Raw genomic sequence first — 25,835 nt, 5'->3', positions numbered from 1 at the left:
GCCGGGGATGCCGCGTTTGGCCGACGGCGGAACCACCGGCACAGTGACGGGCTCGTTCAACAATTCCGGTGCGGTCATCAGAACCTCACCCTCGGATCGATCAGTGCCACAAGGGCATCCACCAGGAAGCTCATCAACGCGACGAAGATCGCGATGAACGCGACGATGCCCTGCACCGCCACGAAGTCACGGGCGGTCAGATACTGCGCGAGCTGATAGCCGAGGCCCTTCCACTCGAAGGTGGTCTCGGTCAGCACCGCGCCGCCGAGCATCATGGCGATCTGCATGCCCATCACGGTGACGATCGGAATCATCGCGTTGCGGAACGCGTGTCGCCCGGTGACCACCCGTTGGGAGAGGCCACGCGCTCGCGCGGCATCCACGTAATCCGAACGCAGCGTCTGGATCAGGTTGATCCGCACCAGCCGCAGGAAGATGCCCGCGGTGAGCAGCCCGAGCGCGATCGCCGGTAGGACAGCGTGTTTCAGCACGTCGATGATGTAATCGGTGTCCCCGTAAAGGAACCCGTCGACCAGCATGATGTTGGTCTTCGGTGAGACGTGCTGCAGTTGCAGTTCGACATTCGTGCTCGCCCGACCCGCGACCGGCAGCCAGCCGAGCTTCACCGCGAAGACCAGCTTGAGCAGCAGACCGACGAAGAACACCGGCGCCGCGTAGGCCAGGATGGCGAACAATCGCAGACCGGTGTCCGAGATCGAATCCCGGTGTGTCGCCGCGTATCTGCCCAGCGGGATGCCGATCGCGAAGGCCACGATGAGCGCCCAGAACATCAGCTCCGCCGACGCCGCACCGTAGGTGGTGATCACGTCGCTGATCTGCCGGTTGTCCTGCGACTTACCGAAATCCCCTTGCAGCAGACCGGAGATGTAGTCCCAGTACTGCGACATGATCGGCCGGTTCAGCCCGGCCGCCTCTTTGCGAATCTCGATCTGCTCCTGGGTCATTCGACCACCCATGGCCGCACTGATCGGATCGCCCGCCACGCGCATCAGGAAGAACACGACGGTGGCCAGGATCCACGCGGTCACCGGGATCAGCAGCAGTCGCACGCCCAGGTAGCGCAGCAGTGCGAGCTGGCGGGAATCGCTCCCGCCCTTCCTTGGTCGTGGCACGCCGAAGCGCCGGGCCCGGGCCGGCGCTGGCTTCGTTTCTGGAGCAGCTATCGTCCCGGGCCCGGCTTCGCCGGATGTCACTTGCTCAGCACCGTGTAACGGAACTTGAAGGACGCGTCGAGAGTCTGTTCAACGCCCTGCACGTTCTTGCCGGAGACGGCGATCTGCTTGCCGGACAACAGCGGAAGGATCGGCACGAAGTTCTGCGCCAGGTCCGTCTGCACGCCCTTGAGGATCTCGAGCCGCTTGGTCTTGTCCGTCGTCGTGGTCTCCGCGAGCAGCTGGGCGGTGATGCCCGGGTTCTCGAAGTGCGACTGCAGGAAGTTGTTCGGCGCGAAGAACGGGGTCAGGTAGTTGTCCGGGTCCGGAAAGTCCGGGAACCAGCCGAATTGGTACAGCGGGTAGGAGTCGCGGGCGCGCTCACGCTGGTAGCTCACCCATTCGGTGGACTGCAGGTTCACCCGGAACAGGCCGCTGGCCTCGAGCTGCGACTTGAGCGCCGCGTATTCCTCGGAGCTGCTCGAACCGTAGTGGTCCGGGTTGTACTGCAGGTTCAGCTCGACCGGCGTCGCGACACCGGCGTCGGCGAGGAACTTCGCCGCCTTGTCCTTGCTCGGGCCCGCGCCGTAGATGTCCTTGTACGGCTCGGTCGCACCCGGAACGCCCTGCGGGATCGAGGAATACGCGGGCAGGTAGGTGCCCTTGTAGACACCCTCGGCCAGCGCGGCGCGGTCGACGGTGGAGGCGAGCGCCTTGCGCACGGCCAGCTTCTGCTCCGGCGTGCCGCCCGGCATGGTGTTCATGTTGAACACGATGTAGCGCAGTTCACCGCCGGGGCCCTCGTGCACCGCGACCTTGTTGTCGCCGCGCAGCGAGCCGATGTCGGTCGGGGTGAAGGACCGGTAGCCGACGTCGAGCGACCCGTTCTGCAACTCGAGCTTCATGTTGTCGGTGGTCGCGTAGTACTTGGTGGAGACGTTCTTGGTCTTCGGGGTACCGAGGATGCCGTTGTAATCCGGGAACGCCGTGTACTCGACCAGCTTGTTCTTGTCGTAGCTTGCGATGGTGTACGGGCCGGAGTAGCCCTTGTTCTTCACCACGTCTTCGTCGGCCATCACCTTGTCGGGTGCGTAGACCTTCTCGTCCACGATCGGACCCGCCTGGGTAGGCAGGATCGCCGGGAAGGTCTGGTCGTTGGCGACCTTCAGGGTGAAGTTGACCGTCTTGTCGTCCGGCGCCTCGGTCTTCTCGAGGTTGCCGAGCAGCGAGGCCGGACCGTTCGGGTCATTGATCTTGAGCATCCGGTCGAACGAGAACTTGACGCTCTTCGCGGTCAACGGGTTGCCGTTGGCAAACTTCAGGCCCGGCTTCATGGTGCAGCTGTACACCGTGGGGGAGGTGAAATCGCACTTCTCCGCAGCGTCCGGCTTCGGCGTGGCATCGCCGGGCGCGAAGTTCAGCACGTACTGGTAGAACTGCGTTTCCGCGACCAGGGAGCCGTTGTCATAGGCGGCCGCCGGATCGAGCGAGAAGATTTTGTCCGTGGTGCCGGCCACCAGGCCACCACCTTCACCACCATCACCGGTCCGGCCGGAACCGCAGCCGGCCAAGGCAGACGCAACCAGCGTCGCCAGGCCGACGGCCGCGATAGTTCGCGTCCGGGTCCGGCCCCCAGGTGTTCTAGAAACCAACATCAGGGCCCCACTTCTCGAGCGCCACACCGCGTTGTCCTGGATCGCAGGACAGGTGCGGACACAATGAACTTCCGATCTGACGGGCACCGTACCCACGAACCATTTCCGGCACGTTGCGTTTTCACAGAAAAAATTGCCGGGGTGTTAGACCGCGTTGCGTATAGCGCACCGCAGGGGCCAGATCACCGGACGAATGTCCAGGAACGCGTTATATCGTCGGTTCTGGTGTCTCGAAGACGCCACGACCCGAAATCGGACAAAACACGCCGGGTAACCGCGACGCGCGTGATCGACCCGCCGTGCGCACGCCATGTTTTGGGCACGACCGAGCGCCCTGGCAGCGGGTCGCCGAAGAGCGGAAATCCGCTCGAAATCGAGACAGCGATGTGCTCGAAAACGAGACGGCTATGTGCTGGGAATCGAAACAGCTATGTGTCGGTTTTACCGGCACTCGACGGGCGGCCGTGCGTCACGACCGCCCGATGGATCACGGACGGCTCAGTGCGCTCGCGTTCGCGTTCTCGCCCAAAAGCAGTGCCTCTGACTGACCGGTGAGCATGCCTTCGAGCAGGTTCTTGCCGATGGCCGCCTCGGAGGGCAGTTCGATCGGGTAGGTACCGTCGAAGCAGGCGCAGCACAACCGCGAGCGCGGCTGTTCGGTGGCGGCGATCATGCCCTCGGTGGAGATGTAGCCGAGCGTGTCGGCGCCGATCGAACGGCGCACGCCCTCCACCATCTCGTCGAAGCTGCCTTCGGCTCCGGAGCCGTTGGCGATGAGCTCGGCGGGCGAGGCGAAGTCGATGCCGTAGAAGCACGGCCACTTGACCGGCGGCGACGCGATCCGAACGTGGATCTCCAGCGCGCCCGCCTCGCGCAGCATGCGGATGAGCGCGCGCTGGGTGTTGCCACGCACGATCGAGTCGTCCACCACGATGAGCCGCTTGCCGCGGATGACCTCGCGCAGCGGGTTGAGCTTGAGCCGGATGCCCAGCTGACGAATGGTCTGGCTCGGCTGGATGAAGGTGCGCCCGACGTAGGCGTTCTTCATCAGGCCCTGGCCGTAGGGCACGCCGGATCCTTGCGCGTAACCGACGGCGGCCGGGGTGCCGGATTCGGGCACCGGGATCACCAGGTCCGCGTCGACCGGATGCTCGTGCGCGAGCAGGCGGCCGATCTCGACGCGGGTGGCGTGCACCGAACGGCCGGAGATGGTGCTGTCCGGCCTGGCCAGGTAGACGAATTCGAAGACGCAGCCCTTGGGCTCGGGGTTGGCGAAGCGCATCGAACGGACGCCGTCGGCGTCGATCGCCAGCAGTTCGCCGGGCTCGATCTCCCGGACGAACGCGGCGCCGACGATGTCGAGTGCGGCGGTTTCGCTGGCAACAACCCAGCCACGGTCCAGCCTGCCGAGGCACAGCGGGCGGACACCGTGCGGGTCACGCGCGGCGTAGAGGGTGTGCTCGTCCATGAAGGTCAGGCAGAACGCGCCCTTCAGCGTCGGCAGCAACTCCATCGCCGCCTGCTCGATGCTGGAGTCGCCGGAGGCGTGTGCCAGCAGCGCGGTGATCACGTCGGAGTCGGAGGTCGCGGCGATCGGCTGCGGGCGGCCGTTGGCCACCGTCGCGCCGATGAGCCCGAATTCCCTTGCCCGGCCCGCCAATTCGGCGGTGTTGACCAGATTGCCGTTGTGGCCCAAGGCAAGTCCGGAACCGACCGAGGTGGTCCGGAAGATGGGCTGGGCGTTTTCCCAGGTCACACCACCGGTGGTGGAGTAGCGGCAGTGGCCGACGGCGATGTGGCCCGGCATGGCCGCGAGGGTCTGTTCGTCGAATACCTGACTGACCAGACCGAGATCCTTGAAGACCAAGATCTGCGAACCGTCGGATACCGCGATGCCCGCCGCCTCCTGCCCGCGGTGTTGCAGCGCGTACAAGCCGTAGTACGTGAGCTTCGCCACGTCCTCGCTCGGCGCCCAGACTCCGAACACACCACACTCTTCGCGTGGCTCGTTCTCGACCTGATCGGGGGTGGCGGAAATAGCGTCAACCGGCAGTTCGGCCTTGGTCACCGTTTGCTCCCTGTTCGGGCGGGCTGGGGGCATGGTCCAGTCTACGGGTGAATGTTCGATCACGATCACCCCCACCGCATACGAGCAGCAATCGGGGTGGCGGGTGAGCCAGGGAATTCGGACTCGGCAGCTGTTACGGTGCGAGCCGTGACGACTACCGACAGCGCGGATTCAGGCAGCGGGGCGGGATCGACCACCGGGGGAACGCCGCCGCAGCGCAGGCCATGGGCTCGAATGGTGCTGTTTCCCATCGCGGTGCTCACGCTGCTGACGGCGCTGCTCGGCATCATGTATCTGGATTACGTCGTCGATCCGGAGAAGAATCTGCACGATTTTCCGATCGCGCTGGTGAACCAAGATGTGGGCGATGTCATCAAAACGGCGGATCGCCAGCAGCAGGTGAACTTCGGTAACCAGATCACCGACGCACTCGAAAAGGGGGTGCCGTCGGACAAGGTCGACCTGCGCGTGCTCAGCATCAGCGAGGCCGAGCGGCAGATGCAGTCCGGCGAGGTCTACGGCTCGCTCGTCATCCCCGGCGATTTCAGCAAGCGCCTCGGCATCCTCGGCGTCGGCAGCGTGATTCCCGGCGAGATGGAACGCCCGATCATCACCATGCAGACCAATCCGCGCACCGGCGCGTTCGGCACCCAGATCGTGCTGCGGGTTGGCAATCAGGCGCTGACCGAGGTGAACAAGCAGGTCGGCAAGCAGCTCACCGACCAGGTGACCGAGCAGCTGAAACCGCAACCCGGTGCGCCGCCCGCGCCCGAGCTGTCCGGCGCGGCCCGCGTCGCGCTCGCCGATCCGGTGAAAGTTGTTGTCCAGCAGTATCACCCGCTGCCCGACGGCACCGGTCAAGGGCTCAGTGCGTTCTTCTACGCGCTGCTGTTGCTGCTCGCCGGAGTGGTCGGCGCGATGGTCATCCACACCATGATCGACGCCCAACTCGGTTTCATCCCCACCGAATACGGGCCGTGGTTCGTGCACTACCCGCCGACGCCGATCTCTCGCTTCCACACCCTGCTGATCAAGTGGGGCGTCATGGTGGTGACCGCGAACATCGTCTCGGCGGTCTTCCTGATTGTCGGCAAGATCCTGGATATGCCGATCGACCACCCGCTGGCCTTGTTCCTCTACAGCGCGCTGGCCATCATCGCCGTCGGCGTCACCGGTCTGTCCACCCTCGCCGCCATCGGCTCGGCCGGCCTGCTGGTGAACCTGATCCTGTTCATCATTCTCGGCCTGCCGTCCTCCGGCGGCACCGTCCCGATCGAGGCGACCCCGCAGTACTTCGGCTGGCTGGCCTCCTTCGAACCGATGCACCAGGTGTTCCTCGGCATCCGCGCCATCCTCTACTTCGACGCCAGTTTCGAAGCCGGCCTCAGCCGCGGCGTCTGGATGGCCGTCCTCGGTCTCGCCATCGGCCTGGCCTTCGGCGCCGTCATCACCCGCTTTTACGACTACAAGGGCCTGCACCGCAGCAACCGCGGCACGGCCTGATTCACCCGGTGCTGACGTCGGCCTCGGCCTGTTCGCCCACGCGCATCGCGTAGACGCGATCGAGGAAGTCGCGGTGCGCGCGCAGGGTGGAGTCGAGCAGCTCGCGCCAGGTACGCCGGTCGATGCGGCGGTCGCTGTCCAAGGAGGACAGCGAGGTCGGGCGCAGCCGGTCCACGTGATCGACGATGAAGGTGAGCCTGCGCCGCGGGAATTGCTCACCGATGCGCGGGTTTTCGTTCAGGAAGGTGTCGAGCGAGTACAGATAGTTGATCGCGCGGTTGTACTCCTCGTCGGTGAGGTGATAGTCCATCCGCTTGATCTCGACGATCCACAGCTCCCCCGCGTCGTGCAGCAGCACGAAATCCGGCTCCCGCTTCTCGCTGCCGATCGCGGTGGTGAGCAGGGTGGCGCCAAACTTCTGCCGATACCACCGCTCGAAGCTGGCGCGGACCCGCTTGAGCGATTCGTTCATGCCGAGCGGGGTCCACTCCGGCGCGAGTAGCCAGGGCGCCCGCTCGATCAGCTCCTGGAACGGCCGCTCCAGCGAATGCCGGTCATCGATCAGGGTCTGCAGCCGGTGCACCACCGCGACCCGCTCGGAGGCGATCTGGCCGAGCGAGTAGACCTCGGCGACCCTGGCCGTTTCGAACAGCGCGACAACCACATCGAGCTGATTGTCGGTGTCCTCGGCCACCTCCTTCAGCGTCTCCAGCAGGCTGCGCTGCGGGCCGAGCGAAAGGGCAAGCCGGACAATGCTGTCGATGTGTGTCTTGTCCTCCAGCGCAGCACGGTCCTTGTTGTTCACTAGGATTCGCGCCGCGTCCATCACCGACTTGCGAAACAGCCGGTCCTGCGGCGCGATCGCCTGCAGCGTCGCGTGGATGCCGGACTTCTCGACGAATTCCTCCCACACCCGGCGCTTCACCGAATGCTCGCCGAGCCTGCCGAGTTCGCGGACCAGGTTGCGGCCCCATACCGAAAGTGCCTCGCCCCGTTCGGAATTCCAGATGATGTCCTGACGGTCGGAGCGGACCAGATCCTCCTCGTCGTCCAGCCAGTCGACGTGCACCGCGCCGACCAGATAGGAGCGCAGCTTGTATTCGCCAGTGAAGCCTTCGGTGATGCCGAAGTCGCGGGTCTGCGCGACCAGTTTGCCGCGCGCGTAGATCCGCACACCCGCCATCGCGTCGTCCCGGTAGGGCTGCTTGGAGTAGGCGGCCCAGCCGGTGACAGGCAGGAACCGGTCGCCCAACCGGACCGGGCGCTTGGCCACGTCGATCCTGGTCTCGGCCAGCAGATCGATGGGCAGATCGCGGAGCACGAACCGTTGCGGCACACCGCGTTCGGCGATGCTGTTGTGCACCTGCACCTGCCAGTCGCTGCGCTCCAGCCCGAACCGGGCGGCGAGCTGGCGGCTGAGTTCGGGTCCGGTGCCGACGCGCTTGCGCAGGAAGTCACGCAGGATCACGGTGGTGCCGCGCACGGTGCCGAAGGTGCCATCGCGCGGACCCGGGCGCGGGTGGTAGTCGCGTTCGGTGTCGGACACCATGTCGTCGAGGCTCATCACGATGTTCGCCACCGGCCAGCCCGCGGGCGTGCGCTCGCTGTCCGCGCCGCCCACCGAGATCACCTCGATGGTGCGGCAGATCCCGAACGGGGCGAGTTTGCCGATGCCCTTGCGCCCCATCACCGGTCGCTCCAGCCGCCGGGACAGATCGGAGCCGACCCGGATCCGGCGATCCGAGCCGACTCGCAGATAGTGTTCGTTGATCTCGGCCGCCGTCATGCCGTGGCCGTTGTCGCGCACCACGATTCGATACGGCTCGTGTTCGGCCGCGTGCAAGGTGCCCGCCAGCATCACGCCCCAGGGCAGCGACACCTCCACCGTGGTGGCGTCGGCGTCGTAGGAGTTGGCGATCAGTTCGGCGAGGACCGCGGATACGCGGTCGTAGAGGCGGATACCGAGCTTGTCGATGGTGAGTCGACTGATCCGCATCGTGTACTTGTGCTGTCCGTCGATGTCTTCCATGGTCGGCCCCCAATGCTCGAGCGGTAGCCGAGAATCCGCTCGAGACCTATCCTCGTCCCGCCGGTTGTCCGCCGCCTGAACATCTGACCTCCGCTTCATAACGGACGGTCCGGTTCCGGTGTCGATTTCGGCAACCGGCGCGCGATCGTGCGGGCGCCGGGTTCAGCCTTCGGCCGGGCGGGCGATCGGGAGCCAGTGCGCGACTTCGGCGGCGCGGCTGCCGGATGCGGTGAGGGCGCCGGAGTCGAGGGCGGTGACGAAATCCAGCAGGCCGGTGGCCAGCAGAAGCCAGGTGCGCGGGTCGGTTTCGACGACGTTGGGCGGGGTGCCTCTGGTGTGCCGCGGGCCCTCGATGCATTGGACCGCGACGAAGGGCGGCACCCGCACCTCTACCGAATGGCCCGGGGCCGAGGCGGCCAGGGTGCGCGCGGTGGTGCGCACCGCCGCCGCGAGTTCGGTGCGCGCGGGGGCATCCACCGAGTCGTCTCGCAGCCATTCGCTCACCGCATCCACTGCCGACCGCAGGTCGGCCGGACTCACCGATTGTCGCGCCACCTCGTCGAGATTACCGGGCTCGGGTGGGTCCGCGGCCACCCGGCGATGCTCGTGCGCGAGCGTACCGATGTGCGGATTTCGGAAAGGGTTGTGCGGCTGAGCCGCTCGGTCCTACAGTAAGTAAGCAATTACTTATCGAGGTAGGCATGACGGGATCGACACGGGATCGGGTCATCGAAGCGGCGCTGCGCCTGTTCGGGGAGCAGGGCTTCGCGCGGACCACCGTGACGCAGATCGAGCGGGCCGCCGGGCTTTCGGGTGGGTCGGGGGCGATGTACCGGCATTTCCGGTCCAAGGACGAGCTGTTGGTCGAGGCGGTCCGATCGCGGCTGACGGATCGGGGCCAATGGGCGGCGTTCCTGGCACCGGACTTCTCGGTGCTGGCCTGGCTCTACTCACTCGAGCCGCAGGGCTCGACCGTCGACAAGTTGACCCTGCTGTTCCGGATCGGCCTGGCCAGGCTCGAGCACGACCGCGATATCAACCGAATCCTGATGCGCGACAACTCGATCGGCACCGACGTGCTCGAGGTGTTCCGGCGCGAGGAGTACCTGGTGTTCGTCTCGGCGGTGCTGCGCGGGCTGGTCGAACTCGCGGATCCCGAGCTGCGTGACCAGGACTGGGAAGCGGCGGCCGCAGTGGTCGTCGGCGCGGTCGCGCACTACTGGCTGATCAGTGACACCTTCGGCGGTCACCATCCCACCGAGGTGGACGCGGACCGCTATCTGCGGTCCATTGCCGAGATGGTCGTCGCCCGGCTGCGATAGACGGGCGCACAGGGAGAGGGAGCACCATGAACACACACGTCACGGTGATCGGCGGGGGCCTGGCCGGCTTGACAGCGGCAATCGCGGTCGCCGAAACCGGTGCCGCGGTCCGGCTACACGAGGCGCACCAGACCCTCGGTGGACGCGGAAGGGCCACTGCCCCACCGTATGTCGTGCACGACGGTGCGCACGTGTTCTACGCCGACGGACCGCATTACACATGGATGAAGCAGCATGGATTCGTCAGCGATCTGGGCTGGCCCCGGCTCGGCGACTGGGCGCGCGCGGGTTTCCGGGTCTACGGTCGCGTGCGATCGCTGCCACCGATGCGGATGCTGCGGGCGCAGGCGCGCGGCAGGCTCACCGCGCCGGTCGACCAAGACTTCCGCGGCTGGGCTTCGGCCAGGTGGGGCGAGGTCACCGCCGAGCAGCTGGCCAACGCGATCGGCGTGGTGACCTACGACGCCGACACCGGCCGCCTGTCCGCGGCATTCGTGTGGGAGCTGTTCCAGCGCGTGTTCGGTGCCAACATCCCCGCGGTGCGCTGGGTACGCGGCGGATGGCAGCGGGTCATCGATCAGATGGCAGCTCGCGCAACCGAACTCGGTGTCACCATCGAGACCGGCGCACGGGTCGACCAGCTGCCCACCGATGGGCCGGTGATCATCGCCACCGATCTGCACGCGGCCCGGACGTTGCTCGGCGACGACAGTCTGCACTGGACCAGCGGTCACTGCGCCCTGCTCGATATCGCGGTCACCGCGTCGCGTGGCGACCGAACCCTGGTGTTCGATCTCGACGAAGGCGGCTTCCACGAGAGCTACACCATGCAGGACGACACCATCGCGCCGCCCGGCGAGTCGCTGTTCCAACTCCAAATGCCCACCCGCACCGGCGAATCCGCCAGCCTCACGCAAACCCGGCTGGAACGCTTCGCCGACACCGTCGTGCCGGATTGGCGTGACCGCACCACCTTCCAACGCGCCGCGACCGCGAAGGGCCGCACCGGCGCACTCGACCTGCCCGGCCAGACGTGGCGCGACCGGCCCGCCATCGACCGCGGCAACGACGTCTACCTGATCGGCGACCAGGTCGCCGCGCCGGGGATGCGCGGCGAAATCTCCATCAACAGCGCGCTGCTCGCGGCCCGCGACGCCGCGGCGTCCCTCACCGCCAAGACCAGTACCTGAAACCGTCCACGCACACCGAAAGGGCCGGGGGCCCTTCGGTTTTCGTGAACAATCAGTTGGTGCTCGCCTGCTTCGGCGTGACGCGCATGCCGACGAAGCGAGCGGACGAGTCGCTACGGCCAATGGAGCTGATGCAGGTCAGCGCAGAACCCGCGGAATCGCACCGCGAAGGCCGCCTACGTGCGGGCAGCGCCGATCACCCGGGCCAGACGGGGTGCAATGGCGCCACCCGCATTGGTGGCCAGATGGAGCAGGGCCGGGGCAGTGACGCTTCCGGTACGACGGCGCAGCCAGCCGAGCGCGACACCGCCCGCAGCCGTTGCACCGACCGCGACAGGGACACTGTCGCCCGCGGCGCGAGCCGGGTGGATATGCCAGAGACCGAAGGTCAGTGCGCCGAGCACCGAGCCCGCACGTGAACCGAATGCGTTGTCCAGCAATGGATCCAGGGTGGCGCGGAAGATCATCTCTTCGCTGTAGACGGTACCGATCGGGATATGCACCGCGATCCATTCAGCGGGAGAGACTTCCGGCCCACGATCTTCGAACTCGTGCAAACCCTTCCGCACCGACGGAATCGCCAGGGCCACACTGTAACCGGCGACGACGAGCGAAGCAGAGACGATACCGTACCGAAACCCCTTCGCAGAGCGCCAATTCGGCACGCCATGGAACGCAGCGGCATAGGCGGTGGCGAATCCCGCGTTGGCGACGGTCCTGCCCCGCACCCCGAGCCCGAGCTTCGGTAGCGCCCAGTTACTCCAAGCCAGCGGAAGACCACTGGCAGCAACAGTTTTCGGAACTCTACTCACTTGGTCTTCCGTTCGAAGTCCTCGGCGGCCTCGATCTCCACCCGGATCCGGTCGGACATCGCCGCGTTCCAATCCGGCGGTGCGGCAATGGCCGCCCACCCGTCGAGCACGAGATTGCCGTAGCGGTGCCCGTGTCCGTCGGTCACGCCCTGGGCGTTGGTCAGATCGGCGGCGACCTGCCAGAAGGTGACGAACGGCCACCAGCGCATCTGCGAGGAAACGTCCGCACCGCGCGGCTCGGACAGCCAATCCGGTTGCGAGAAAATGAGATCCGTCGACCACCAGACGATCGGATCCGACGCGTGCTGCAGGTAGGCGATCCGCGGCGGCCGCCACTCGGTGGACGGTCGCGCGAGATCGGCACTGTCCGAGGCGAATCGGACGACCAGACCGTCGGCGTACACCGGCTCGATCTCCCGCGAGCCGGGGTCGCGTCGCGAAACGAACTGCTCCCACAGTCGATTCGAGTTCGGCGGCCCGACCCACAACGCGCCGTCCACCTTCGTGCGTAGGTCGGCGAGCCCGTCGAAGGCGGCCTCGGAACCCTGCGAGCCCAGGCTTTCCCCGTACACCAGCAGCTTCGGCCGCTGCTCCGCGGGCCGCGCGTTCCAGTGCCGGTAGATCGCGTCGAACATCGCCCGACCCGCGGTCGTCGCCTTGCCGCGGTCCGCGAGGAACGACAGCACGCTGGGCAGATACGAGTACTGCGAGGCGACGATCGCGCTGTCGCCGCCGTACATGTACTCGATCGCCCCGGCCGCCATGCCGTTCACCCACCCGGTGCCGGTGGTGGTCACCACCACCAGCACCTTCCGATCGAACGCGCCGGTGCGCTCCAGCTCCGCGGCGGCCAGTTCCGCCGGATCCTGGTCGGCCTTGGCCGATTCCAGTCCCACGTAGGCGCGGATCGGCTCGCGGGCCGGCTTGCCGGTCACCTCGCTGATCTTGCTCGCGGTCGGCCCGTGCGAAACAAACCAGCGCCCCTCGTAACCGAGCGTCTCCCATTTCGCCAGCGAGGCGGGGCTGCCGGAGCGCTCGGGCTGCACCGGCTGGATCGCGTTCGCCGAGGTGTGGTCGTTGCGCACGCTGAACGCGGAGTTCGCGACCGCGAAGAACGCCCGCGAGGCGACGCCGTTGAAGATGGTTACAGCCAGCACGACCAGCACCAGAAACCCGGCGGCGGGCGCCAATTCGCGCGGCACCCGCACCCACTGATTGAGCAGGCGGGCCAGGAACCGGATGATCTCGCGCACCGTCCGATACACCGCGACGACCGCCATGCCGACGGACAGACTCAGCAACCCGGTGCGCAGGTACGCGGGCGTTGTGGTCCCCTCCATGCCCATCAACGCGGTGATCTCGCGCTGCCAGCGCGCCGACTGGACGAGCATCAGCGCCGCGCTGAGCCCGGCGGTGATCAGGATCGCGGACTTCACCGCGTAGCGGACCCAGGTGGGCGGCGGCGGAATCTTGGTGAGCCGCGGCCGCACCCACAGCCGGAACAACCACTCCAGCACACAGCCGACGCCGTAACCGAGCGCGGCATTGATCCCACTGATCAGGCCTTGGAACAGCCAGTCACGCGGCAGCAGGGACGGCGTCACCGACAGCGCGAAGAACACCGTCGCGAAGACCAGCCCGACGTAGTTCAGATCGATGATGTCTTCCGCGCGCCGCACCATGACGACGCCGCGCGCACGCAGCTTCGTCAGGGTGGCGGTGGTCGCGAGCACGAGAGCTCAGCGCGGGCCGAGGTCGGGCGCGGACGGCGGGTCCTTAGCGATCATCATCGGAATAGTATGGCGTTCCAGTACGGTCGACGCGGCGTGCCCGGGCCGCCACGCGGTGCGTCGACACAGATCACAATCGATCGGGCGGCCACCGCGCCAGATCGCCGGAATCGACGGGCGATCGGCAACTACCCACCCCGCTCGAGTAGTTGTACACGGTTGCCCGCGAGCGCGTGTCGGCAAGATTCTTACCCATGAGCACTCCCAACGCACAGCCGAAGACCACCTCGGCCTTCATCGCGCAGGCCGCGATCGCGTTCGGCGTCAGCTTCTTCGGGGTCGGCGTCGGCATCTGTTATCTCCCACTGGACATGTGGCAGCGCGGTTTTCTCGCGATGTCCCTGCTGTTCCTGGTGACCAGCACCTTCACCTTGTCGAAGGTGGTGCGTGACCAGCACGAGGCCGCGACCGTACACGGTCGCATCGATCAGGCACGGTTGGAAAAGCTGCTCGCAGAGCACGATCCGTTCAACACCGTGTCCTGACGCACCTGGGCGGGCCTTGTGCACGAGGGGTCCTGGTCCGCCCAGGTTCGCGTCTTACTTGAGTGAGCGTTCCCGAATCGCGGACTGCTCCAAGTAGTTTCGGATCCGGTCCGACAGATCGGCCGACCAGTCCGGCGGTTCGGCGAGCGCGGCCCAGGCGTCGAGCACCAGTGTGCCGTAGCGGTGGCCGTGCCCGTCGGTGACGCCCTGCGCATTGGGCAGATCCGCGGCGACCTGCCAGAACGTGACGATCGGATACCACGCCATGGTCGGCGACACGTCCGACCCGCGTGGCTCGCGCAGCCAATCCGGTTCGGTGAACAGCAGATCCGGCGACCACCAGACCACCGGATCGGACGCGTGCTGCAGATAGGCGATGCGCGGCGTGAGCCAGGTGCTCGACGGCTGCCACAGATCGCCGCGGCCGTCGGCGAACCGCACCACCAGTCCGTCCGCGTAGGTCGGCAGCACCTCGGGTGAGCCCGGATCGCGGCGGGCGACGAATTCGCCCCACAGCCGGTTCGAGTTGGGCGGCCCGACCCACAGCACCTCGTCGGCCTTGGTGCGCAGGTCGGCCAGGCCGTTGAACGCGCCCTCCGAGCCTTGCGAGCCGAGGCTCTCGCCATAGACGAGCAGCTTCGGCCGCGACTGTGCCGGACGCGCCGACCAATGCTCATAGACCTTGTCGAACACCAGCTTTCCCATCCGCGTCGCCTTCGCCTTGTCCGAGAGGAAGGACAGCACGCTGGGCAGATACGAGTACTGGGTGGCCACGATCGCGGTGTCGCCGCCGTACATCATCTCGACGGATTCGGCGCTGGTCGAGTCGACCCAGCCGGTGCCCGTCGTGGTCACCACCACCAGTGCCTTGCGGTCGAAGGCGCCGGTGCGCTCGAGTTCGGCGGCGGCCAGTTCGGCCTGCGAATCGGGACTGTTCGCCGACTCCAGGCCGGTGTACACCCGGATGGGCTCGCGTGCGGGTTTGCCGGTGACCCTGGCGATATCGTCCGCGCTCGGCACATAGGAGACGAACCAGCGGCCCTCCGAGCCGAGCGTCTCCCACTTCGCCAGCGAGTTCGGGCTGCCGGATCGTTCCGCAAGCTGCGGCTGGGTGGCATTCGGCGAGGTGTGGCTGTTGCGCACGCTGAACGCCGAATTCGTCACTGCGAAAAAGCCTTTGGCGAGCACGCCGTTGAACAGCGTGACCGCGATGATGGTGACGATCAGAAAACCGATGGGCAGCGCGAACTTTCGCGGGATGTGCACCCGCTCGGTCAGCTCGCCGGCCACCCAGCGCACCAGCCACCGCACGGCGCGGAACACCCCGATCACCAACGCGATCACCGCGGCGCTCAGCGCACCGGTGCGCAGGAAGCCGGTGGTCGTGGTGTCGGCCATGTTCATCAACTCGGTGATCTCGCGCTGCCAGCGTGCCGACTGGATCAGCATCACGATCGCGACGACCACGCAGGCGATCACCACGACCGCCTTGACCACACCCGGCACCCATGTGGGCAGATCGGCGAAAACCTTTGTCACCGAAGCGGGCAACCGCGGCCGAACCCAGCTGCGGAAGGCCCACTCCAGCAGACAGCCCACGCCGTAGCCGATGGCCGCGTTGACGCCGCCGATGAGGCCTTCGAACAGCCAATCCCGCGGCAGCAGTGACGGAGTCAGCGACAACGAGAAGAACAGCGTGGCGATGACCAGCCCGAACGCCGAAAAGGACAACTGATTTCGCACGAACATGGGTAACTCACCGGGTACCAGCTGACTCAGCCAACTCCCGACCGCCGGACGCCAACGCTGCGCCGCCCGCACCTAAGTCTGGCCTGAATACGCGGAGAGGCGGGAATGCATCAGATCGCGCTTGCCCCGAACAACTTCGGCAGCGTGCCCTCGTGCGCGGCACGCAGCTCGTCCATGGGGACGGAGAACTGTCCTTGTACCTCAATGGAATCCGTGCCCTGGTCGACCACGCCGATGCGCGTCCACGGCAGGCCGCGGGCGGTGCACATCTTGGTGAACCGGGTCTCCTCCGAACGCGGCACCGCGACGAGCACGCGGCCCGCCGACTCGGAGAACAGCGTCACGAACGGGTCGGCATCCTCGGGAAGCAGCACGCGGCAACCGGTTTCGCCGGCCAGCGCGGCCTCGACGACGGTCTGGATCAGCCCGCCCTCCGAAAGGTCGTGCGCGGCACTGATCATGCCGTCGCGCGAACCCGCGGTGAGCACCTCGGCCAGCAGCTGCTCGCGCGCGAAGTCGACCACCGGCGGCACGCCACCGAGGTGGTCGTGCACGACCTGCGACCAGATGGAGCCGCCGAATTCGTCGCGGGTGTCGCCGAGCAGGATCAGCGTCTCGCCCGGCTCCAGGCCGAGGCCGGTCGGGATGCGCCGGTGCACGTCGTCGATGACGCCGAGCACGCCGACCACCGGGGTCGGCAGGATGGCGGTCTGCCCGGTCTGGTTGTAGAAGCTGACGTTGCCGCCGGTGACCGGAATGCCCAGTGCCACACAGCCGTCCGCGAGACCGCGGACCGCCTGCTGGAACTGCCACATCACGCCCGGATCCTCCGGCGAACCGAAGTTGAGGCAGTTGGTGACGGCCTTGGGGGTGGCGCCGGTGGTGGCGACATTGCGGTAGGCCTCGGCCAGCGCGAGCTGCGCGCCGGTGTACGGGTCCAGCTTGGTGTAGCGGCCGGACGCATCGGTGGCCAGCGCGATGCCCAGACCGGTCTCCTCGTCGATCCGGATGACGCCCGCGTCGGCATGCTCGGCGAGCACCGTGTTGCCGCGCACGTAGCGGTCGTACTGCTCGGTTATCCACTTGCGGCTGCACAGCTGCGGGCTGGCCAGCATCTGCAGCAGCGTCGCGCGCAGTTCGTCGCCGGTCTTCGGGCGGGTCAGCTTGTCGGTGCTGTCGGCGATCAGCGCATCCTGCTCGTCGGGACGCTGCACCGGGCGCTCGTACACCGGGCCCTCGTGCGCGACGGTGCGCGGCGGCACGTCGACCACGGTCTCGCCGTGCCAGGTGATGACGAGGCGGTCACCGTCGGTGACCTCGCCGATCACCGTGGCGAGGGTGTCCCACTTGCGGCACACCGCCATGAACGCGTCCACGTTCTCCGGGGTGACCACCGCGCACATGCGCTCCTGCGATTCGCTGGAGAGCACCTCGGCCGGGTTCATCCCGGTGGCGCGCATCGGCACCCGCTCCAGGTCGATGTGCATGCCACCGTCGCCGGCCGCCGCGAGTTCGGAAGTGGCACAGGACAACCCGGCGCCGCCGAGGTCCTGGATGCCGACCACCAGCTTGGCCGCGTACAGCTCGAGACAGCACTCGATGAGCACCTTCTCGGTGAACGGGTCGCCGACCTGCACGCTGGGCAGCTTCTTGCGGGCTTGCCTTTCCCGCCCCGCCGACTCCGTCGGCTGCCATCCCCCTGTGCCGGACTCGTCACCGGAGAAGGTGTCCGAGGCGAGCACGGAAACGCCGCCGATGCCGTCCAGGCCGGTGCGCGCGCCGAACAGAATGATCTTGTTGCCGGTGCCGGAGGCGAAGGCCAGGTGCAGATCCTCGACCCGCATCACGCCCGCGCACAGCGCGTTCACCAGCGGATTGCCTTGGTAGGACGCGTCGAACACGGTCTCGCCGCCGATGTTCGGCAGGCCGAGCGAGTTGCCGTAACCGCCGACGCCGCGCACCACACCGTCGACCACGCGCCGGGTGTCGGCCGCGTCCGCCGCGCCGAAGCGCAGCTGGTCCATCACCGCGATCGGCCGGGCGCCCATCGCCATGATGTCGCGCACGATGCCGCCGACGCCGGTCGCCGCGCCCTGATACGGCTCGACGTAGGACGGATGGTTGTGGCTCTCCACCTTGAAGGTGACCGCCCAGCCGTCGCCGATGTCGACGACGCCCGCGTTCTCACCGATGCCCGCGAGCATCGAGGACCGCATCTGCTCGGTGGTGGTTTCGCCGAAGTAGCGCAGGTGCACCTTCGACGACTTGTAGGAGCAGTGCTCGCTCCACATCACCGAGTACATCGCCAGTTCGGCGTCGGTCGGCCGACGGCCGAGGATTTCCTTGATGCGGGCGTACTCGTCGTCCTTCAGACCCAGCTCTTTATAGGGTTGCGGCACGTCAGGAGTTGCTGCGGCTGCGCTGACAGTGTCGACCTGCGAAGTCACGGGGAACCAGGGTCCTTTCGGGCCGGGAGCGCGAAGCTGGGGATTCAGCTGGAAGTTTAGCCGTGACCGTTGCTGGGCAGCGGGCCGCATCGACATCGCGCCCGGTTCGCCGGATTCCTGTGCGCCAGGTCACAGGCGGCAACCGTGCCCTCGCGCGCCGACGGAGGTCACACCACCGGTCACAGATACTCTGGGCCCCGTGAACGAACGATCGGGGGTTGCGGATTCCGCTGAGCCGGTTGCCTCGAAGAACCTGAATGCCGATGGCGCGTCCGCCGCGCCGACCGTCGCCGCGCGCGTTCCGTTGTCGCGCGAGCAGCGGCGCTGGCTACTGGCCGCGGTCGTCCTCTTCGCCGCGTCGGCGGCGCTGTCGCTACTGGTCCACTGGTGGTCCGGCTACATCGATCTACAGGTGTACCGCAACGGCGCCCGGGTCTGGCTCGACGACGGCGAGCTGTACGGGCCGATGCCGCCGGTCGCCGGAATCGGCTTGCCGTTCACCTATCCCCCGCTCGCCGCGCTGTTCTTCGCGCCGCTCGCGCTGATCCCGCTGCCGGTCGCCGAGGTGCTGGTGCTGGTGACCTCGCTGGCCAGCCTCGGTGCCACGCTGTGGGTGGTGCTCGCGCGGATCCGGCCCGAGCTGCCCCGGGTCACCGCGCTGACGATCGTCATCGGTGCGGTCGCGGTGCTGCAGACCTTCGAACCGCTGCGCCAGACCTTCGGCTTCGGCCAGATCAATCTGGTGCTGATGGCCGCGATCACGCTGGACTGCTTGGTGCGCAAGCCATTCTGGCCGCGCGGCATGCTGATCGGCATCGCGGTGTCGGTGAAGCTGATTCCCGGCGGGTACCTGCTGTACTTCCTGCTGCGCAAGGACTGGAAGGCGGCGGGCACGCTGGTCGTCTCCGCGATCGGGGCGGTGGGTCTGGGTTTCCTGCTGTTCCCGAGTGATTCGGCCGAGTACTGGTTCCACACGCTCGCCGACACCGGCCGGATCGGGCCGCCGTACTTCGCGGGCAACCAGTCGATCAAGGGCCTGGTGTTCCGACTCGGCATCGCCGACTCGGTGGCCACCGTGCTGTGGATCGCGCTGTCGCTGGTGGCCATCGCGCTAGCCGCCGTCTGGATGCGCAGGCTGATCGACGCGGGCGCGAACGTGGCCGCGCTGATGGTGAATGCCGCGGTGGTGCTGCTGGTTTCGCCGGTCTCCTGGTCACACCACTGGGTGTGGATCGCGCCCGCGCTGGTGGTGACGGCGGACGCGATCGTGCGCGGCCGACGCAGCCCGCTGTTCCTGGGCGCCGTCGGCGCGCTGACCGTCATGTTCCTCATCGGACCGCAGTGGCTGCTGCCGCACTCCGAAGACAAGGAACTCGGCTGGGCCTGGTGGCAGCAGCTCATCGGCAGCAGTTACGTGCTCGCCACCCTCGCGGTGTTCGTCGTCGCGGTGGCGACCTATCACCCGGTGCCGCAGGAAACGCAGAAGGCAGCGGGCGCCCCGGCGTAGACCAGGTCAGCTGGTCCGGATGGTCATGCCCGGATTGTCCCGCAGCACAGTGCTGATCGGCTGCCCGACCAGCACCGGAAGGTGACCGCACGCGCCGTCCAGCGGGGTGACGTTCGGGACGATGGCGCTGTTGATGCCGACCGCCTTGGTACCCGCCATGATCGGGCCGCCGCTGTCACCGCGCTGGGCACACACGCTGGTGTAGAACATGTCCTGCACCTGGACCGGGTCATCATTGCCCGGCAGTCCGCGCATCATGCCGATCTGCCCGGCGGCGATCACGAAGCCGCAGGAGTATCCGGACCTGAATCCGGATTTGCACACGGCGCTGCCTGCCACCGGTTCAGTCGTTCCGTCGATCCGCACGACCTCTTCCCGTTCCGCACCGGCACCGCTACTTCCCGCTGGCAGCTGCCCGATGCTGCTGCCGGTGTCCACCGAGGACGAGGGCCGCGGCAGCTGCCGGGCCGATACCAGGTTGTTCCGGAACCGGGGCGCGTCCGCCTTGTTGATGCGCACGATCGCGTAGTCGTGCGGATTGAACCTGGAGACGTCGAAGTAACCGAGTTCGGTACCGCGCCGGGGCAGTTCGCCCGCTGCGACCTCGGCGCGGTCGCGCGGCTGAGTTGCGAAGACGCGCTGGGGTTCTGCTGTCTTCTTCGCCGGTTCGACGAGATTGCCTGGATCGCAGTGTCCGGCGGTGATGTTCACCGCATTGCCTGCGCCGTCGGTGCCGTTGAAGCCGAACGAACAATAGGCGGTCTTGCCGCCGAGTTCGACGGCGTAGGCCTGGCCGCCGATGACGTCACCGGCGGCTTCCTCGGCGGCAATGGTTTGCGCGCTGATGGGTGTGTCATCAGGCCTGGCTTCGGGCAGCACCGCCGCTACCGACCGGACCGGCCCCGCCTCGGCCGGCAACTGCACGTCCTTGGCCAGGCGAACCGCGACACTGTTGTGTGCCACGTCGATGCCGTATCCGACGATGGACTCGGCGACGGAGCGAGTCTGCCCGGCCAGCCACCGTTCGAAGACGGTGCGCCTGCCGCGCAGGGTGGCCTCGCTGTCGGCAACGGTTTCCACGGTGAATCCGGCTTCCTCGGCCGCCGTCCGCGCGCGTTCGGCGCTCACCCCGTCGGTGAGCGAGACGATTGGACGGTCGCCTTCCATCCGGACTCCGGCGAAGGCCACCGGATGCGCGATGCGCGCCGCTTTGCCGAACTCGGCCAGCCGATGTGTGCGTTCGGCGCGGGTCAGATACTCGGCCGGGTCGATGCCGAGGTCTCGTTTCACTGCCTCGCTCAAGCCTGGTGGCAGCACGAGGTCCGCGGATCGCGGGTCCGCCGCGGCCGGAGAGGCCAACGATCCAGCCGCGACCAGTGCCACACAGCAACTCAGCGCCGTGCGGCGCGCAACGGTTCCGAACTCCATTCGAGCGGCCTCCTGACGAACCCGACATTGGTGTGCGGCCGCTGACGTTACGTCACACCAGTCACAAAACGGACCAACTAGTACTTATGCGTGTCCGTATTGCGCGGTGAGCTCGCCCTCGCGGTGTTCGTCGTCGCGGTGGCGACCTATCACCCGGTGACGGCGGGCGTCAGGAAAGCGGCCAGCGCCGCGGCGTAGGCCGGAACGTCCGCGGCGCCCATGATTTCGCGCGCCGAATGCATGGCCAGCTGGGCCGCGCCCACGTCGACCGTCGTCATACCGGTGCCCGCGGCCGTCATCGGGCCGATGGTCGAGCCGCACGGCAGATCGGCACGATGGACATAGCGCTGCAACGGAACTCCCGCCTGCGCGCAGGCCAGCGCGAACGCGCCCGCGCCGACGGCGTCGGTGGCGTAGCGCAGGTTCTGGTTGACCTTGAGCACCGGTCCGCCGTTCACCTGGATCCGATGCGCGGGCTCGTGCCGCTCGGGGTAGTTGGGGTGCGTCGCGTGCGCCATATCGCCGGAGGCACAGACCGAACCGGCAACGGCGGCAAAGAATTCGGACCGGTCGCCGCCGCGCGACAGCACGATCCGCTCCAGCACCGTCGGCAGCAGATCGGATTGGGCGCCGCGATCGGACTGGCTGCCGACCTCTTCGTGGTCGAACGTGGCGAACACGGGAATGGCCGCGCCGGGCGCTTCGACCGCGGCGAGGAAGGCCTGTAGACCCGCGTAGCAGGTGACCTGGTTGTCCAGCCGGGGCGCGCTGACCAGATCCTGGTCGCGGCCGATGATTCGGCTCGGCGCCAGATCGTGCGTCATCAGTTCCCAGCCGAGCAGCGTGGCCGGGTCGAGCTCCGCGCGCTCGGCGACGAAGGCGAGGAACGAACGCGGCTCGCGGCCGACGCCCCAGATCGCGTTGACGTGCCGCTGCGGATCCAGCGTGACGCCCTTACGGTCGTCGGACAGATGAATGGCCAGCTGGGGCACGCGCAGGATCGGCTCGTCGATGCGAACCAGCTGCTCGCGCACCGTATCTCCGTCGCGCACGCTGAGCCGACCGGAGATGCCGAGCTCGCGATCCAGCCAAGAGTTGAGCCAGGCTCCGCCGTAGGGTTCGAGGCCGACCAGCTGCCACCCGGCCGACGCCAGATCGGGATGCTGCTTGACCCGCAGGTTCGGGCTGTCGGTGTGTGCACCGACCACTCGGAACGGGGTCACCCCCGCGGCGTCCGCTGTCGCCCACGCGATCAGCGAACCGCCGCGCACCACGTAGTGCTTGCTCGGGCCGTCCGACGGCCACGGGGCCGATTCGTCGAGGCGGGTGAAGCCGTTGGCGTCCAGCTCGCGCGCCACCGTCCGGCACACATGGAAGGGCGAGGGCGACTCATCGATGAACGCGCACAACCCGGTGGCCGTGGCAGCAGTGGTGGAAACGGGCATGTCTGCGATCCTAGGGTCCGGTGATCTTGTGCACCGGAAGTGCCGATCAGGGCAGGGCCGGTGGCGTTCCCGCCAGGCGCGAACGCCGACCTGCCCACCTGTCTAGCTGCTAAGTCATGCGCTGCTGCTCGATGGTCCGCGTGGGACTTGCTAGACCGTGTAGGTCTGGCAGGTCTTGGCGACCTCGCTCATCTTGGTGCCCAGGTCGGGGCTGGCGGCGAGGGCGGTATCCATGCCGTTCTTCTGCTTCTGCGCGGAGAATTCCTGGAACGCCTTGGTGCGCGTCTCCATCGGCACGTTGTATGCCATTTCCAGCACGCCCTTCTGGACCGGCGATGCGTCCAGGCGTGCGGCCATCTCGGGCGCCGAGACGTGCATTGCGGCGTCGATTTGCTTGAAGGAGCAGGTGGAGCCGAGCAGCGGGCTCAGATCGTCGATCATATCCGCGCTGGCAATTCCGGTTCCGAACAACGAAGCACCTGCCGCGATCCCGCTGATGGCGAGAGTGGCGAAGGCGTAACGCGGGTTGAGCATCTTCATGAATTCACCCTTCGGAGAGCTCGATCGGATGTTCGGGGCTGAATACCCCGGCGGTGATGGTACCCAAGCAATTCCGCGGGCCGCCGACCACGTCCGTTAAGCGCAGGATCGGTCCGGATTCACCGAGCATGATTTGCAGGTCGGACATGGGAAGATCGCCGCGAACATTTCCGTATGGACCCATCCGGAGGGGTTGGCGCGTCGAACATCGTTGCGCCCCAAGGCGGCAACCGATACCGCCGCATGTCAACTGACCAGTTCGTAAGCAATTCTACGTAATTCGGACATTACATCGTGTCGCCACACGAACAGTACGAGCGACGTGCTAAAAGCTTGTCCTATGAATTGGAGCGTAAACGCAGAAGCGCACAACTCCCGCAGATCACGTTCCGTAGCCACCATCGCGGCATCCGGACTGATCGCCTGCGCTATGACAACACTTGGTGTATCGACGGCTGCGGCCGATCCGACCATCGATGCGAAACTCGTGACCACCTCGGTTACTTCACCGGATGGTTCCCGGATAACCGACACCGAGTCCATCGACGATCGTAATATCCGACTTCAGGTTTATTCCGCGGCAATGGACAAGACCTTCCCGGTCGAGATTCAGCTGCCCGCCGACACTTCGGTACCGCGGCCGGCCCTGTATCTGCTCAGCGGCGCGGGCGGCGGTATCGACATCGCCTCGTGGCAGGCGCAAAGTGATGCCCGCCAGTTCATGGCGGACAAGAACGTGAACCTGGTGCTGCCGATCGGCGGCATGTTCAGTTATTACACCGACTGGATCAAGGATGACCCGGTACTCGGGCGCAACAAGTGGAAGACCTACCTGACCGAAGAACTGCCGCCCATCATCGACGCGGCACTCGGCACCAACGGCCTGAATTCCATCGCGGGCATCTCCACTTCGGCCACCACGGTGCTCGCCCTGCCGATCGCCAAGCCGGGTCTCTACAAAGCCGCTGCCGCCTATAGCGGCTGCGCCCAGACCAGCGACCCGCTCGGTTCCCGGTTCGTGAAATTCGTGGTCGACGGATACGGCAATGCCAACCACGAAAACATGTGGGGGCCGACGGGTTCGCCCGAATGGCTCGCCAACGATCCGTACATACACGCCGAGGGCCTGCGCGGCACCGATCTGTACATCTCCTCGGGTAATGGCCTGCCGGGGCGTTACGACACCCTGGACGGCCCGCACACCCAGCCGGGCGTGAACGGTCTGGCCAATCAGATTCTCATCGGCGGCATGATCGAGGCGGCTACCAACCACTGCGCGCAGAATCTGCGGACGAAGCTGGACGAGCTCGGCATCCCAGCCACATTCGCGCTGCGGGATTCGGGCACGCACTCGTGGGGCTACTGGCAGGACGAGCTGAAGGCGTCCTGGCCGGTGCTCGCGCGCGGCATGGGCTTGCCCGCGTAACGGGTTCGACCAGCAGTTAGACGGTCCTGGAGGACCGGGTACGGCCGGTACGTCGGCCGCCCGGTCCTCCTTTGCGTTCGCGGGTGCGAGTTGCTGTGCGGGACAAGCAGACCGCAGTACGAGGTGGGCCACGGACTAGCACGGACGAGTTGTCCGGCAGCACGGACGTGGACGCCGACAATGCGGCAGGGATTCGGAGTGGTCGAGTGGCGCGATACAGCCGCGGCCGTTATCTCGACGAGAAGAGCGCCGCCGGGTTCTCTGAGCTACGACATCGAGAGTCACCCACGCAGGCGCACATTGCTTTCATCGTGCGAAGACCTATACCCGGAAACGAGACGTGCCGGACGCCTGCAGTGCGTCCGGCACGATCTCGATCTGTCCAGCTAGGCAGGGGCCCAGCTGGGCGGGTGCAAACTAGACGACCGCGATGATGATTGCGAGAATCACACCGAGGGCGGCAACAGCGGCACCGAGAAAACTACCAACACCGGGGAGCAGCATTTTTCCTCCTGATTGTGGATTGATCCACTGCGGCAAGCAGTGGCGATCATCGCCATTTGTGGCTTTTGAATGTCGAACAGCCTCAGTCTGGAGGCGTTCACGATCTCGGCCTGCTCGGAGACTGCCAGTTGGACGCTCGATTCTGCGGAGCATCCGACACGATCTCGATCGCAGCCGGCCGGACGGTTTCTAGCTAGACGACGGCGATGATGATTGCGAGAATCACGCCGAGGGCCGCAACGGCAGCACCCAGAAAACTACCAACACCGGGCAGAAGCACAGTTCCTCCTGTTTGTCGGTCGAGCTTACTGATCAGATTTCGAGCTGCCTCGACCTCAGAGAATCAGCCGAGGTTCGCCTCGTCGAAGAGGCATTTGACGAACTCAGCTAGCTGGAAGGCAGCTGACTAGACGACGGCGATGATGATCGCCAGAATCACGCCGAGGGCCGCGACAGCAGCACCGAGGAAACTACCAACACCGGGGAGCAGCATTTTTTCTCCTGTTTGTCGGTTGATCGATTGATCGAACAGTTGCGTGCACGCCGACTGCCGATTGAAGACTGTAGAACATTCACGGCCGATAAGAAAATCGGCCGATGCCGCCTCGCACAGGAGGCGGCGTCGTGAGCTCGCTCAGCTCAGAAAGCTAGATAACCGCGATGATGATGCCGAGAATCACGGTCAGAGCGGCAACAGCGGCACCGGCCATACTTCCAACCACGGGCAGCAGCATTGTTCCTCCAGATAGTAGGTCGAACCATT

Annotated in this window: 19 protein-coding genes; 6 read left to right on the top strand and 13 right to left on the bottom strand. The window is 66.5% G+C overall.

From position 1 onward, the window contains the following. Positions 1–77: 77 nt before the first annotated feature. The 3 genes from ACQPW1_RS04445 to purF form a co-directional block, all read right to left on the bottom strand. Positions 78–1,088, bottom strand: a complete 1,011-nt coding sequence (locus tag ACQPW1_RS04445) for an ABC transporter permease (RefSeq protein ID WP_433665137.1) — start codon at positions 1,086–1,088, stop codon at positions 78–80. Between the two features lie 122 nt (positions 1,089–1,210). Beyond that, on the bottom strand, positions 1,211–2,827 hold the full coding sequence (locus ACQPW1_RS04440; RefSeq protein WP_433661501.1) for an ABC transporter substrate-binding protein: 1,617 nt from the start codon (positions 2,825–2,827) through the stop codon (positions 1,211–1,213). 487 nt (positions 2,828–3,314) lie between these two features. Further along, positions 3,315–4,895 (bottom strand): amidophosphoribosyltransferase, encoded by a 1,581-nt coding sequence (purF, locus tag ACQPW1_RS04435; protein ID WP_433661500.1) that lies wholly within the window; start codon positions 4,893–4,895, stop codon positions 3,315–3,317. Positions 4,896–5,129: 234 nt separating this feature from the next. On the opposite strand from purF, the gene ACQPW1_RS04430 reads away from it, so the two are divergent. Then, positions 5,130–6,398 carry a YhgE/Pip domain-containing protein gene (locus ACQPW1_RS04430; RefSeq protein WP_433665136.1) on the top strand — a complete coding sequence of 423 codons (1,269 nt, stop codon included), beginning with the start codon at positions 5,130–5,132 and terminating at the stop codon, positions 6,396–6,398. A 1-nt stretch (position 6,399) separates the two neighbouring features. Here ACQPW1_RS04430 and ACQPW1_RS04425 read toward each other — a convergent pair whose 3' ends face one another. Beyond that, positions 6,400–8,427 (bottom strand): ATP-binding protein, encoded by a 2,028-nt coding sequence (locus ACQPW1_RS04425; protein WP_433661499.1) that lies wholly within the window; start codon positions 8,425–8,427, stop codon positions 6,400–6,402. A gap of 162 nt (positions 8,428–8,589) precedes the next feature. Then, complete coding sequence (locus tag ACQPW1_RS04420; protein ID WP_433665135.1) at positions 8,590–8,982, bottom strand: sterol carrier family protein; 393 nt, start codon at positions 8,980–8,982, stop codon at positions 8,590–8,592. 146 nt (positions 8,983–9,128) lie between these two features. Between ACQPW1_RS04420 and ACQPW1_RS04415 the strand changes: the two genes are divergently transcribed. Next, the gene (locus ACQPW1_RS04415) at positions 9,129–9,749 is read left to right on the top strand and encodes a TetR/AcrR family transcriptional regulator (RefSeq protein ID WP_433661498.1); all 621 of its coding nucleotides are present in this window, start codon (positions 9,129–9,131) and stop codon (positions 9,747–9,749) included. A gap of 26 nt (positions 9,750–9,775) precedes the next feature. Continuing rightward, a complete protein-coding gene (locus tag ACQPW1_RS04410) occupies positions 9,776–10,939 on the top strand; it encodes an FAD-dependent oxidoreductase (RefSeq protein WP_433661497.1) in 1,164 nt (387 codons plus the stop codon). 176 nt (positions 10,940–11,115) lie between these two features. Here ACQPW1_RS04410 and ACQPW1_RS04405 read toward each other — a convergent pair whose 3' ends face one another. Together ACQPW1_RS04405 and ACQPW1_RS04400 are read right to left on the bottom strand one after the other, a co-directional pair. Next, entirely contained in the window at positions 11,116–11,751 is a 636-nt protein-coding gene (locus tag ACQPW1_RS04405) for a lysostaphin resistance A-like protein (RefSeq protein ID WP_433661496.1), read from the bottom strand. Further along, positions 11,748–13,433, bottom strand: coding sequence for an alpha/beta hydrolase (locus ACQPW1_RS04400; RefSeq protein ID WP_433665134.1), 1,686 nt, complete (start codon positions 13,431–13,433; stop codon positions 11,748–11,750). Before ACQPW1_RS04400 ends, ACQPW1_RS04405 begins: the two co-directional genes overlap by 4 nt. A 302-nt stretch (positions 13,434–13,735) precedes the next feature. Here ACQPW1_RS04400 and ACQPW1_RS04395 point away from each other — a divergent pair, with 302 nt between their 5' ends. Beyond that, positions 13,736–14,026 (top strand): YiaA/YiaB family inner membrane protein, encoded by a 291-nt coding sequence (locus ACQPW1_RS04395; RefSeq protein ID WP_433661495.1) that lies wholly within the window; start codon positions 13,736–13,738, stop codon positions 14,024–14,026. Between the two features lie 54 nt (positions 14,027–14,080). On the opposite strand, the gene ACQPW1_RS04390 is transcribed toward ACQPW1_RS04395, so the two are convergent. Together ACQPW1_RS04390 and purL are read right to left on the bottom strand one after the other, a co-directional pair. After that, positions 14,081–15,775: an alpha/beta hydrolase gene (locus ACQPW1_RS04390; RefSeq protein WP_433661494.1), complete on the bottom strand. Its 1,695-nt coding sequence runs from the start codon at positions 15,773–15,775 to the stop codon at positions 14,081–14,083. 110 nt (positions 15,776–15,885) lie between these two features. After that, entirely contained in the window at positions 15,886–18,222 is a 2,337-nt protein-coding gene (purL, locus tag ACQPW1_RS04385; RefSeq protein ID WP_433661493.1) for a phosphoribosylformylglycinamidine synthase subunit PurL, read from the bottom strand. 199 nt (positions 18,223–18,421) lie between these two features. On the opposite strand from purL, the gene ACQPW1_RS04380 reads away from it, so the two are divergent. Beyond that, entirely contained in the window at positions 18,422–19,729 is a 1,308-nt protein-coding gene (locus ACQPW1_RS04380; protein WP_433661492.1) for a glycosyltransferase 87 family protein, read from the top strand. 6 nt (positions 19,730–19,735) lie between these two features. On the opposite strand, the gene ACQPW1_RS04375 is transcribed toward ACQPW1_RS04380, so the two are convergent. From ACQPW1_RS04375 to ACQPW1_RS04360, 4 genes are all read right to left on the bottom strand, one after another. Then, positions 19,736–21,157 (bottom strand): S1 family peptidase, encoded by a 1,422-nt coding sequence (locus tag ACQPW1_RS04375; RefSeq protein ID WP_433661491.1) that lies wholly within the window; start codon positions 21,155–21,157, stop codon positions 19,736–19,738. Positions 21,158–21,306: 149 nt separating this feature from the next. Continuing rightward, a complete protein-coding gene (locus tag ACQPW1_RS04370; protein ID WP_433661490.1) occupies positions 21,307–22,602 on the bottom strand; it encodes a M18 family aminopeptidase in 1,296 nt (431 codons plus the stop codon). Between the two features lie 150 nt (positions 22,603–22,752). Then, positions 22,753–23,142, bottom strand: a complete 390-nt coding sequence (locus ACQPW1_RS04365) for a hemophore-related protein (protein WP_433661489.1) — start codon at positions 23,140–23,142, stop codon at positions 22,753–22,755. 4 nt (positions 23,143–23,146) lie between these two features. Further along, a complete protein-coding gene (locus ACQPW1_RS04360) occupies positions 23,147–23,290 on the bottom strand; it encodes a hypothetical protein (protein WP_433661488.1) in 144 nt (47 codons plus the stop codon). Between the two features lie 282 nt (positions 23,291–23,572). Between ACQPW1_RS04360 and ACQPW1_RS04355 the strand changes: the two genes are divergently transcribed. Beyond that, positions 23,573–24,568 (top strand): alpha/beta hydrolase, encoded by a 996-nt coding sequence (locus tag ACQPW1_RS04355; RefSeq protein WP_433661487.1) that lies wholly within the window; start codon positions 23,573–23,575, stop codon positions 24,566–24,568. The last annotated feature ends 1,267 nt before the right edge of the window (positions 24,569–25,835 follow it).

Source organism: Nocardia sp. CA-128927 (assembly GCF_050955855.1).
Taxonomy (GTDB): Bacteria; Actinomycetota; Actinomycetes; order Mycobacteriales; family Mycobacteriaceae; genus Nocardia.
Note: the sequence above shows the minus strand (reverse complement) of the source record. Positions and strands in the feature narration are given on the sequence as shown.